This window comes from Stenotrophomonas sp. P5_B8, from assembly GCF_054049855.1.
This window is the reverse complement of the sequence record NZ_JBFULO010000096.1, coordinates 1-11,423: the sequence shown is the minus strand read 5'-3', so window position 1 is coordinate 11,423 and position 11,423 is coordinate 1. Positions and strand designations below refer to the sequence as shown.

Annotated in this window: 10 protein-coding genes; 2 read left to right on the top strand and 8 right to left on the bottom strand. The window is 67.3% G+C overall.

Annotated elements, in window-relative coordinates; all coding sequences use genetic code 11:
• Positions 1-292 precede the first annotated feature (292 nt).
• Positions 293-667: a BON domain-containing protein gene (locus ACXJKH_RS07750; protein WP_256777563.1), complete on the bottom strand. Its 375-nt coding sequence runs from the start codon at positions 665-667 to the stop codon at positions 293-295.
• 171 nt (positions 668-838) lie between these two features.
• Here ACXJKH_RS07750 and ACXJKH_RS07745 point away from each other — a divergent pair, with 171 nt between their 5' ends.
• Positions 839-1,912: an oxidoreductase gene (locus ACXJKH_RS07745; protein WP_457318989.1), complete on the top strand. Its 1,074-nt coding sequence runs from the start codon at positions 839-841 to the stop codon at positions 1,910-1,912.
• A gap of 73 nt (positions 1,913-1,985) precedes the next feature.
• Here the strand turns inward: ACXJKH_RS07745 and gnd are convergent, their stop codons facing one another.
• The 7 genes from gnd to ACXJKH_RS07710 form a co-directional block, all read right to left on the bottom strand.
• Positions 1,986-2,891 (bottom strand): phosphogluconate dehydrogenase (NAD(+)-dependent, decarboxylating), encoded by a 906-nt coding sequence (gnd, locus tag ACXJKH_RS07740; RefSeq protein ID WP_457318988.1) that lies wholly within the window; start codon positions 2,889-2,891, stop codon positions 1,986-1,988.
• 3 nt (positions 2,892-2,894) lie between these two features.
• A complete protein-coding gene (locus ACXJKH_RS07735) occupies positions 2,895-4,187 on the bottom strand; it encodes a hypothetical protein (RefSeq protein ID WP_457318990.1) in 1,293 nt (430 codons plus the stop codon).
• A gap of 18 nt (positions 4,188-4,205) precedes the next feature.
• Complete coding sequence (locus ACXJKH_RS07730) at positions 4,206-4,829, bottom strand: DUF2242 domain-containing protein (RefSeq protein ID WP_256777560.1); 624 nt, start codon at positions 4,827-4,829, stop codon at positions 4,206-4,208.
• A gap of 343 nt (positions 4,830-5,172) precedes the next feature.
• On the bottom strand, positions 5,173-7,350 hold the full coding sequence (locus ACXJKH_RS07725) for a carboxy terminal-processing peptidase (protein WP_256777559.1): 2,178 nt from the start codon (positions 7,348-7,350) through the stop codon (positions 5,173-5,175).
• Positions 7,351-7,955: 605 nt separating this feature from the next.
• Positions 7,956-8,966 (bottom strand): lipoyl synthase, encoded by a 1,011-nt coding sequence (gene lipA / locus ACXJKH_RS07720; protein WP_256777558.1) that lies wholly within the window; start codon positions 8,964-8,966, stop codon positions 7,956-7,958.
• A gap of 17 nt (positions 8,967-8,983) precedes the next feature.
• Positions 8,984-9,691 (bottom strand): lipoyl(octanoyl) transferase LipB, encoded by a 708-nt coding sequence (lipB, locus tag ACXJKH_RS07715; protein ID WP_256777557.1) that lies wholly within the window; start codon positions 9,689-9,691, stop codon positions 8,984-8,986.
• Positions 9,679-9,957, bottom strand: a complete 279-nt coding sequence (locus ACXJKH_RS07710; RefSeq protein WP_457318987.1) for a DUF493 family protein — start codon at positions 9,955-9,957, stop codon at positions 9,679-9,681. The genes lipB and ACXJKH_RS07710 overlap by 13 nt, the downstream gene beginning before the upstream one ends.
• A 193-nt stretch (positions 9,958-10,150) precedes the next feature.
• Between ACXJKH_RS07710 and ACXJKH_RS07705 the strand changes: the two genes are divergently transcribed.
• Positions 10,151-11,215, top strand: a complete 1,065-nt coding sequence (locus ACXJKH_RS07705; RefSeq protein WP_256777555.1) for a lipid A deacylase LpxR family protein — start codon at positions 10,151-10,153, stop codon at positions 11,213-11,215.
• Positions 11,216-11,423: the final 208 nt, after the last annotated feature.

The following is an 11,423-nucleotide window of genomic DNA, read 5'->3' as shown; positions in this document are numbered from 1 at the left end:
GCCGCCGGTAGGCCCCTGGGCAAAATAAAGGAGGAGGCCGCCACGCGGCCGGGGGACATTTGCGCCAGGGGCCTACCGGCGGCTACGGGGCCCGGACGCTTGCGACAAACCCAAGCGGAAACAGCATCAAGATCCACACCCCGCGCCTGAATTATCCGATACCACATGCACAACGCCGCGCACCATCCACCACGGCCCTTGCAAACAGGACGCCGCCGTTGAGAAGGAAACAAAAAAAGCGCGCCCGAAGGCGCGCCCTGTTTCTACGTTCGGCTACCGCGATACGCTGGAATCAGCGCTTGGCAGCGGCCGCGACCTTCAGGCCGCTGGCATCGACGCTCTTCACGCCCTTGATGCCCTTGGTCACGCGAAGTGCCTTGTCATGCTCGGCCTGGCTGGCCACGGTGCCCTTCAGGGTCACCACGCCATTGACCGTTTCCACCATCACCTCGGTACCCGGAACGTTCTTGCTGGTGAGCAGATCGGTCTTGACCTTGGTGGTGATCCAGCTATCGGTCACCGGCGCGTCGGAGTCATGCGTATCGGCATGGGTCATGGCGGCATGGTCGGTGGTCTTCGGCGGATCCTTTGCCATCGCCGACGACGTACCCAGAACCATGCCGAGGGCCAGCGAAGCAGCAAGCAGAGTGCGCGTAGTGTTGGTCATGTTCGGTGTCTCCTTGGGTGTGTGGCCAGTGTCGGGGGAAGCGCRTGTGCGGCACGTGGGCGGAACATAACGCTGCCGTGAACCACTCAGGTTCCTTGCCGGCTGTTCATGTTCCTCCGCGCGGCCGCAGCCGCTACGCTGACCCTCCCCCTCTCTCCTCTGGAGCTCACCATGGCCACGGCCCTGCAGGTGGGACTGATCGGCTACGGCCTGGCCGGCAGCGTCTTCCATGCCCCGTTGATCCAGCACACCCCCGGCCTGACGCTGCACAGCATCGTCAGTTCGCAACGCGACCGGCTCCTGCGCAGCTTCACCGACGTGCGCATCTGCGCGCATGCACAGCAACTGTTCGATGACCCGGCCGTGGATGCGGTGGTCATCGCAACCCCCAACGCCGAGCATGCACCGCTGGCCATCGCCGCACTGCAGGCCGGCAAGCACGTGCTGGTGGACAAGCCCTTCACCCTGGACGTGGCGCAGGCCGAGGCGGTGGTGCAGGCCGCGCAGGCGGCGGAACGGGTTGCCACGGTGTTCCAGAACCGGCGTTTCGATGCCGACTTCCTCAGCCTGCGCCAGCTGCTCGACAGTGGCGTGCTGGGCGACGTGGCCGAGTGCCACTCGCACTTCGACCGCTACCGCCCGCAGGTGCGGGATCGCTGGCGGGAGAGCGACGTGCCTGGTGCCGGCCTGTGGATGGACCTGGGCCCGCATCTGCTCGACCAGATGCTGCAGCTGTTCGGCTGGCCGGCGGCGATCAGCGCCGACATCACCGCACAACGCGACCACGCACGCAGCGATGACTACTTCCACGCGGTGCTGCATTACCCGCGGCACCGCGCGATCGTGCACGCCGGCTCGCTGGTCGCCGCGGCCAATCCGCGCTTTGCGGTGCACGGGCACGTGGGCAGCTATCTCAAGGACGGCCGTGACGTGCAGGAAGACCAGCTGCGCGATGGCATTGCGCCCGGCGCGCCGGGCTGGGGTCTGGATCCGCTGCATGGCCAGCACGTCGTGGTCGATGAGCACGGCCGCAGCCAGCGCAGCACGGTCGACAACGTGCCCGGCGACTACCGGCGGCTGTACGCGGCGTTCCGCGACGCGATGCTGGGCAGCGGCGCGCCCACGGTGAGCGCGGATGAGGCACTGCAGTTGATGCGCCTGCTGCAAGCCGGGGCGGAGAGTGCGCGCAGCGGGCGGCGGGTGGATCTGTGCGCATCTTCGGGCGGCGCCGATGCGCGCACCTGATCAACCTCTGCGAGGAGCCGGCCAGCGGCCGGCACTACCGTGATCCCGCCACCCACCGGCTGCATCGGCGGTCTTATTCGGTCTTGATCGCGTGGCCGCCGAACTCGTTGCGCATCGCCGCCAGCAGGCGATCGCTGAAGGAGTTCTTCTCGCGAGAGCGCAGCCGCTCCAGCAGCGACAGGGTGATCACCGGTGCCGGCACGTCCAGGTCGATCGCCTCGGCGACGGTCCAGCGGCCTTCGCCGGAATCTTCCACGTACGGGGCAATGCCATCGAGCTGCGGGTTGCGGCCAAGCGCATCGGCGCTGAGGTCCAGCAGCCACGAACGCACCACGCTGCCGTGCTGCCAGGCCTTGGCAACCTGGGCAAGATCGAGGTTGAACGCGGTCTTGTGCTGCATCAGCGCAAAGCCTTCGGCGTAGGCCTGCATCATCCCGTACTCGATACCGTTATGGACCATCTTGCAGAAGTGGCCGGCACCGGTCGGCCCGACATGCGCCCAGCCGCGGTCTTCGCCCGGCGCCAGCGTGCGGAAGATCGCCCCCACCCGCTCCACTGCCTCCGTGTCACCCCCGATCATCAGGCTGTAGCCTTCCTGCAGGCCCCACACGCCGCCACTGGTGCCGCAGTCGATGTAGCTGACGTCCTCGCCCAGCAGCTGGCCGGCGCGACGCATCGAATCTTTGTAATACGAGTTGCCGCCGTCGATCACCACGTCGCCTTCGGACAGGTGCGGTGACAGCGCGGCCAGGGTCTGGTCCACCACCTCGCCGGCCGGCACCATCAGCCACACCACGCGCGGCACCGGCAGCTGCGCCAGCGCATCGGCGACCGACGCGCTGACCTCGAAGCCGCGCTTGGCCGCGCTCGCGCGCGCGCCTTCACCGGGGTCGACGCCGATCACCCGATGGCCGCCGCGATGCAGCCGCTCGGCCATGTTGGCGCCCATCTTGCCCAGCCCGATCATTGCAATATCCATGTGTCACCTTCCAGCGTGCGAGTTGTGTTGCGGGGATGCTGCCGGCGGGGAATCGCACTGGCGAAGGCGTGCGTCGATCCAGCGCCGGTACAGCGTGGTATGCAGGTTGTGCAGGCCCAGCTCGAAGGCAAACGGCGTCCGCGGATTGCGGTCGAGCAGGCGTGCGATGTGGTACCCGACAGGACGTATACCGCGAGGATGCACGTAAATCACGAACCCCTGGTAGAACGGATCGTCCAGCAGCGCATCGAGTTCGGCCAGCAGCGGTTTCTGCTCGGCCGGCAACCCGTTGCGCCAGACCGGATCGCGCTCGGCCAGCAGCCGTTCGAAGCGGCGCGGCCCGGGTCCGGGCATGCGCTGGGCCAGCGCCCAGATCTGCCGGTTGATGGCGTCGTAATGGGTAAACCCGTCGTGCGCGCGCAGCGCACGGGCCGCCGCGTCGCTGACATTGACCACCACGAAGTTCTCGGCCTGGTTGTTGATGTCGTCCAGGAATTCGCGGTCGAACACGTGCTCGATGAAGCCCGGCGCGCCGACGAACGCCTGCCGGCCCAGCTGTGCGGTCTTGCGCGCCTTGCCATCGGCAAGGAACTCACCCGCGTGCCGGCCGAGCAGGATGCTGTCGGTCTCGTGCAGGGTCAGGAACGTGCCAATGGACAACTCGGCGGGCGTGAACTCGGCATCGAATGCCGCATCGCCGTACAGCTCGCGCTGGGTGGCCAGCTGCGCGATCTGGCGCCCCACCCCGCACTCGCTGCGGACCCGGCCATCGTAGAAGTGCTGCAGCGCCACGCTGTTGCGGCCGGCAGGTGCATACCCCCGACCGAAGCTGCGGAAGCGCTGCCAGCCCTGGGCCTGCGCGCCGCGCGCGCCGAAGCCGATCCAGCCCAACTGCAGTGCCGAAAACCGGTACCCCGGATTGTCCTGCAGCTGCGTGGTCGCACGCCGGGTGGCCTGCCCAAGCTTGAACGCATACGCGCACAGCGTGGCCGGATCGTCCAGCAAGGCCGTCATGAAGTCAGCGCGACGCGCGGGATCCCAGTCCCGGGGCAGCTGCACCCGCAGGTCACCGGCCTGCTGCGCCTGGGCCAGATCGGCGCGCTCGCAGACGGGGCCGCCGTGCACCACCGGCGCGCGGATGGGCGCGTCGGTGAAGCGCCAGCCGAGTTCTTCAAGCAGCGGCTGGGTACAGGCCGGCGCGGGCGCGGCGACGGCACTCGCCATGGCCACGCCCGCAAGTAGCAAGCCGGCCAAGGCCATCACCCAACGGCGGGGCGCGCATGATGCAGTGGGCAACGACACCGGTCCGCCTGATCAGTGCGACGGCACCGGCGTACCCGCCACGGCGGCCGGCGCCGCAGGCACATCGGCCGCAGCCGGTGCAGCGGCCGGTGGTTCAGACGGCGCCGGTGCAGGCGCGGCCGCCGCGGCCGGCAGGTACTGCTGCAGCCGATCAAAGAAGCGGCGGTAGAAGTCCGCATCCTGCACCGTGCTGCTGGCGACCTTCACCAGCGAATCGTCATTGCTGCCGAACGGCAGCGACACCGAGCCCAATGCGCCCACGCCGACACTGGCCGAGGTCGGGCTCTTCTTCAAGGCATAACGGTCCTGCACGGCACTGACGAAGACCAGCGACTGGTCGCCGCGTGGCGCGCAGGAAATACGCAGCACCAGCTGCTCGTGTTCGTCATCGCGCGGCTGGAAGTTCTTGTTGCCTTCCACCGCCGCGGTGTCGGCCCGGGCAATCGCATAGCCCTGGCTGAGCAGGGTGCGCCGTGCCGCTTCGCAGGCCTGCGCCGGGGCGCCGGGCACGCTGCGCGAATAGGTGTCGCCGGAGTCGAACGATTCACGGATCAGCGTGCTGTCAGCGGCGCGACCGCCACAGGCGGTCAGCGAGGCGACCAGCAGACCTGCCGGGATTGCGTGATACAGGCGCATGCGCGCTCCTGCGAGAACAGACGCCTCCAGCATAGCCCCGCCCGCGTATGCACCGGGTTTACATAGCGAAGGGGCGGCGCAATGGCCGGCCCTTCGTTTGTCGGGTGTTCACCGAAACCGGCCACCGGCTTCGCGCGCGCGAGGGGCCGGGGGCCGGGGGCGGGGGGGGGGGTAGAGCCGAGCCATGCTCGGCTTGCTTTGGCTCGGCTCGGCTTGCTTTGGCTCGGCTCGGCTTGCTTTGGCTCGGCTCGGCTTGCCTTGGCTCGGCTTGCCTGTGCCCATGGCGCGGTCGGTGAGCGCAGCCGAGCATGGCTCGGCCCTACCCCCGTCCGTCCGCGACCGGTCAGTCGGCCCAGCGGCCCACGGCGGTGGACTGCGGCAGCACCTGCGCCGACAGCGGGCGGTCGGCTTCCAGCAGGTTGACCGCATCGGACAGGATCGACGCCGACTCGCGCAGCAGCGGGTCCGGACGCTTCTCGGCGGCCTTCTCACGGGCGGCATCCTTGACGATGTCGCGCTCGTTGCCGGTCAGGCCGTCGTCATTGCTGTCGTCGGCCAGCGGGTCCAGGTCCAGGCCCAGCTGCTTGCGGATCGCCTGGCGCTCGGTGCGCTGCTTGTCCTGCTTCTCACGCTCGGCGCGGCGCTCGGCCTCGTTGAGCGAGATGTACTTCTTGGCCTTCTCGGCGCGGAACTGCTCCACGTCCTCGTTCCACCACTGGAATTCCTTGTCGGCGGCAATGCGCGCGGCATGGCGGGTTTCCAGTTTGGGCAGCAGCGGGCCGAAGTTGCCGTACTGGGTATGCGGCACCGAGGCGATGCGGGTCCACGGCAGGGCGTTGTCGTAGGTGCTTTCGCCGTACTCGCTGGCATCCACGCTGGCCGGGAAGGCCAGGTCCGGCACCACGCCCTTGTGCTGGGTGCTGCTGCCGCTGACGCGGAAGAACTGTGCGATGGTCAGCTTGACCTGCCCATAGCGCTGGGTTTCCCCGCTCGGCCAGCGGTCCAGGTCGACGATGTTCTGCACGGTGCCCTTGCCGAAGGTGGTCTCACCGATCACCAGGCCACGACCGTAGTCCTGGATGGCACCGGCGAAGATTTCCGACGCCGACGCCGAGCCACGGTTGATCAACACCGCCAGCGGACCGTCCCACGCCACCGCTTCGCTGCGGTCGCTGTTGACGGTGACGCGGCCACCGGACTCGCGCACCTGCACCACCGGGCCCTGTTCGATGAACAGGCCGGTCAGCTCGATGGCCTCATCCAGCGAACCACCGCCGTTGTTGCGCAGGTCCAGCACCACGCCATCGAGCTTGTCGGCCTTGAAGCCGGCCAGCAGCTTGGCCACGTCGCGGGTGGCCGAGGCGTAGTCGGTCGCGTTGCGGCGACGGCCTTCGAAGTCCTGGTAGAAGGTGGGCAGCTTGATCACACCGACCTTGCGCGCCGGCTCACCGTCCTTGGCCGGGATGGCCAGGGTCTCGCCCTTGGCGGCCTGCTCGGCCAGACGCACCTTCTGGCGGGTCAGCACCAGCGTGTGGTGCTTGCCGTCCACGCCCTCTTCGGCCGGAATGAATTCCAGCCGCACCTGGGTGTCTTTCTTGCCGCGGATCTTGGCCACCACGTCATCGATGCGCCAGCCGATCACATCCTCGATCGGCCCGGACTTGCCCTGGCCGACACCGACGATGCGATCCCCCGCCTTGAGCGTGCCGTTGACCGCCACCGGACCGCCAGCGATGACCTCGCGGATGACCACCATGTCGTCCTGGCGCTGCAGCTGCGCGCCGATGCCTTCCAGCGACAGCGACATGGCCTGGTTGAAGTTCTCGGCGGTGCGCGGGGTGAAGTAATCGGTGTGCGGATCGACCGCGCTGGTGTAGGAATTGAGGAAGAACTGGAACACGTCCTCGCCCTTCAACTCATTGACCGACTTTTCCAGCGTCGCATAACGCTTGTCCAGCGTCTTGCGGATCTCCGCCGGCTGCTTGCCCGCCAGCTTCAGCCGCAGCCAATCGTTCTTGACCGACTTGCGCCACAGATCGTCCAGCTCGGCATTGCTCGCCGCCCACGGCACGTCCTTGCGGTCGTACTCGAACTTTTCATCGGTGCTGAAATCGAAATCCTGCTTGAGCAGCTTGCGCGCATACCCGATGCGCTCGCCCACGCGCTGCTTGTACACCGCAAACACCTGGAACGCCGGCTCCAGCTCACCGCCACGGATCGCCGTGGCGATGTTCGCCTCGAACGGCGCGAAGCGCGTCACATCGGCCTGCGTAAAGAACTGCTTGCTGCCATCCAGCGCTTCCAGGTAACGCTTGAACACGTCCTTGGAGGTGGCCGCATCCAGCGCGCGCGGCCGATAGGCATAGCGGCTGTCGGACAGCAGTCCGTAGACCAGCTTGGAGGTGGTCACCTGGTCGGGCGTCGCCGCCGACGGCAGTGCCGGCGAATCAGCGTAGGCGGCCAGTGCCAGCGGCGCGGTAAGCGCCAGGGCCATCAGGAATGCGGGGGCTTTGAATTTCATCGACTTGCTCATGGCACCTTGCCAACGGGGAGACTGCGTGCGGATCAGACCACACGACAGTGCCGAAAGTTGCGGGGTTTGTCATCCATCCCCGCGCAACGGGGATTTCCAGCCTAAACCGGGGCCTGTAGCAAATTGTGAATGGCGCAGGCGAAGGCGGCGGCCGCCAGCCGCTGGAGGCGGGAAGGACGACAAAGGGAGGTCGGGCGCAGACGATGGCAAGGCGGCGCTACGCACACCCACCAGCGCGCGTTGCGCACCGGGATAAACGAGGATCGTTCAGAAATGAACGCACCGGTGGGCTTTCACAGCGAATGAAGCAACTGCCGCTGCTCGCCCCGGCCGCTACGCCGAACCCTGTCAAGGCGGGGGCAGGCCGCCCTCTCCAGGACCGTTGGCGCCATGGGCCGGAGGCACTGCGCCCGACGGGTTGGGCAGGACGTCMAACACCGGTATTTGCCGTCGGTGCGGGACTGCATCGACGAGCAAGGCGTCAAAACGAGCACCATGGAGGGGCCCCGGCGTGTCCTGGAGAGGGCGGCCTGCCCCCTCCAAGCGCATGAACGAATGAAGCGCTGCTTCAAAAGCCTCAGGCGTCAAACGCCTCAGGCAACACCGGCACCCTTGGCCTGCACATCGGCATGGTACGAAGAACGCACCATCGGCCCCGAGGCCACATGGCTGAAGCCCAGCTCGTACCCGTAGTCCTCAAACGCCTTGTATTCCTCCGGCGTCCAGTAACGCAGCACCGGATGATGGTGCGGCGTCGGCTGCAGGTACTGACCGATCGTGATCATGTCCACGTCGTGCGCACGCAGATCGCGCATCGTCGCCCGCACCTGCTCCAGCTCCTCGCCCAGACCCAGCATGATCCCCGACTTCGTCGCGATCGACGGATGCTGCGCCTTGAAATTCTTCAACAGCGTCAGCGACCACTGGTAATCCGCGCCCGGCCGCACATTGCGGTACAGATCCGGCACCGTCTCGATGTTGTGGTTGAACACATCCGGCGGATTGGTCGCCAGGATATCCAGCGCACGCTCCATCCGCCCCTTGCCGCGGAAGTCCGGTGTCAGCACCTCGATCCGCGTCGCCGGCGACCGGGCCCGGATCGCCCCGATGCAGTCGGCGAAATGCTGCGCACCGCCATCACGCAGATCATCCCGATCCACACTGGTCACCACCACATACTTCAGGCCCATGTCGGCCACCGTCTGCGCCAGGCTCGCCGGCTCGTTCGCATCCGGCGGCTTCGGCCGACCATGCGCAACATCGCAGAACGAACAGCGCCGCGTGCACACCTCGCCCAGGATCATGAACGTCGCCGTCCCATGACTGAAGCACTCGTGGATGTTCGGGCAGCTCGCCTCCTCGCAGACGGTCACCAACCGGTTCTCGCGCAGCTTCGCCTTCAGCATCTGCACCGCGTTGCCTGACGGAATCCGCACCCGGATCCACGACGGCTTGCGCAGCACCGGCGCGTCGGCAAACTGCACGGGCGAGCGGCCGATCTTGTCACCGCCCAGCTGTTTGACGCCCGTCTGCAACGGTGCAGCGGACGGCGTGTCGCCCTGCACGATCTGCAGGGGAATGAGGCGAGCGGTCGATTCAGTCATGGCCTTGGTCGGCGGCGTTACGCCGCGTCAGTCAGATCGGGCAATTCAAGGGTCGGCTGGAGGTCCAGGCCGAACTGGCGGGCCAGATGGCCCAGCAGCACCGGCGTCACGGCCGCCATGCCGGACGGTCCCCCCAAGTCTACCACCGAGGTCACCTGCAGCCCTTCGTAGCCACAGGGGTTGATGCGGTGGAACGGCTCCAGGTCCATGGCCACGTTGAAGGCCAGCCCGTGGAAGGTGCAGCCGCGGCGGACCCGGATGCCCAGCGCGGCGACCTTCGCCCCGCCCACATAGACCCCGGGCGCGCCGTCCAGCCGTTCAGCGCCGATATTCCATTCGTCCAGCGTGTCGATGATCGCCTGCTCGATCCGGCACACGTAATCGCGCACCCCGATCCCCAGACGACGCAGCTGCAGCAGCGGATAGACCACGATCTGGCCCGGCCCGTGATAGGTCACCTGGCCGCCACGATCCACATGCAGCACCGGAATATCGCCCGGCGCCAGCACGTGTTCCTCCTTGCCGGCCTGGCCCAGCGTGAACACCGGATCATGCTCGACCACCCACAACTCATCGGCGGTGGTGTCATCACGCGCATCGGTGAAACGCTGCATTGCATGCCAGACCGGAGCATAGGCCTGCCGGCCGAGCTCACGCACGATCGCCGGCTGTGGCGGGCGCGCCCCCGGTGAGGCGGCGGTTTCGCAGGCGCTTACAGCGTCCACTTCACTTCCGGGTGGTCGCGCAGTGCCGTGTGCGCGGCATCGTACTGCTCGCGGTTGTCGGCCTTGAACACCAGCCGCACCGACACATACTTGCCGTTGGACGAGTGTTTCCAGCTGACCCGTTCGGTCAGTACTTCGACGCCGGCCAGCTCAAGCAGGCGCGGCAGTTCGCGTTCCAGCTCCATACCAGCCGCGCCCATGGCGCTGAGTTCAAACYGGCCGGGGAACTGGAAGCCGTGGTCGGGGTTGTCAGACGAGATCTCCATAACCGCGATTATGGGGACGCCGGCGGCCGAACCCAAGCGCTGCATGATCGTGCCTATAGCGGCACCCAACGCGACGTGAAAATCGGCGTTCACCAGCAAAACGTATCGGTGCGCGCGCGGCGCTGGCCAAAGCATCACGCGCTGACTACGCTGCTCCGGCATAAAAACAGAACACATCCTGAGCGGGAATCCCATGTCGTTGAAGCCCTATGCGTTGTCGGCCGCACTCGCCGGCGCCCTGGCGCTCGTCGCCCCTGCGGCGCAGGCCGCCAACCAGTGCGGTCCGGATGCGATGCGCGAGCACCCGCCGCAGGTCAATTTCCGGGTCGACAACGATCTGTTCGGCGGGGCCGACCAGGACCAGGGCTACACCAACGGCGCGCAGATCACCTTCGTCTCGCCCAATCTGGTCGATTACACCGATGACCCCTGCCTGCCGCGGCTGGCACGCTGGGTGAACCGCCATCTGGAGAAGCTGCACCCGGGCGAGTTCGAGCAGCAGAACATGATCTTCAGCCTGGCCCAGGGCATCTTTACGCCCACCGATTTCACCCGCAAGGACCTGATCGAGGACGATCGGCCCTACGCTGGCGTGCTGATCGGCAGCTTCGGCTACAACGCCCGGCGCGGCGACCGGCTGCAGACCACGCAGCTGGCGATCGGCGTGGTGGGGCCGTGGGCACTGGGCAAGGAAGTGCAGAACGCGGTGCATGACGTGCTGGGCGACGAGAAATTCCAGGGCTGGGACAACCAGCTGCACAACGAGCCGGTGTTCATGCTCACCCACGAGCGGATGCGCCGCTGGCCGGCCGATGCCAGCGTGAACGCCGGCGGCTGGGGCTGGGATGCGATCAGCCACTACGGCGGTGCGGTGGGCAACCTGGCTACCCACCTCAATGCGGGTGGCGAAGTGCGGTTCGGCTGGAAGCTGCCGGACGATTTCGGCAGTACGCCGTTGCGTCCGGCCGGCGAAAACACCGCGCCGACCCGCGGCGGGCGTCCGTCGGGCTGGTCGTGGCACATGTTCGCCACCACCGATGCGGCGTGGGTGATCCGGGATATCACGCTGGACGGCAATACCTTCCGCAACAGCCACAGCGTGGACAAGCGCCACGTGGTGGGCCAGGCCGGGTACGGCGTGGCGGTGATGCGCGGGCGCTGGAAGTTCGCCGTCGCCCGCTACCACAGCACGCGCGAGTTCGACGGGCAGAAGGAAGCGCCGGTGTTCGGCAGTTTCACCATCAGCCGATCGCTGTAACTCCGGGCGGGCGTCCGTCCGAGCCTGCGCCCGACGGCTGCCGGCGAAGGCAGGTAGTGCCGGCCGCTGGCCGGCTCCTCATCAGCCCAGACGCAGGTGCGGACGTGGCGGTCATTGGGTCAAGCGCTGGGTCGACAGCGGTSGTCGGTGGGTCGGGCGCTGGGCTCCCATGCCCTTGGAGGCGAAATAAAGGAGGAGGGGGCGGCCG

Coding starts and splice junctions, on each gene's coding strand:
- ACXJKH_RS07750 (WP_256777563.1), bottom strand. CDS start 667: ATGACCAACACTACGCGCACTCTGCTTGCTGCTTCGCTGGCCCTCGGC.
- ACXJKH_RS07745 (WP_457318989.1), top strand. CDS start 839: ATGGCCACGGCCCTGCAGGTGGGACTGATCGGCTACGGCCTGGCCGGC.
- gnd (WP_457318988.1), bottom strand. CDS start 2,891: ATGGATATTGCAATGATCGGGCTGGGCAAGATGGGCGCCAACATGGCC.
- ACXJKH_RS07730 (WP_256777560.1), bottom strand. CDS start 4,829: ATGCGCCTGTATCACGCAATCCCGGCAGGTCTGCTGGTCGCCTCGCTG.
- ACXJKH_RS07725 (WP_256777559.1), bottom strand. CDS start 7,350: ATGAAATTCAAAGCCCCCGCATTCCTGATGGCCCTGGCGCTTACCGCG.
- lipA (WP_256777558.1), bottom strand. CDS start 8,966: ATGACTGAATCGACCGCTCGCCTCATTCCCCTGCAGATCGTGCAGGGC.
- ACXJKH_RS07705 (WP_256777555.1), top strand. CDS start 10,151: ATGTCGTTGAAGCCCTATGCGTTGTCGGCCGCACTCGCCGGCGCCCTG.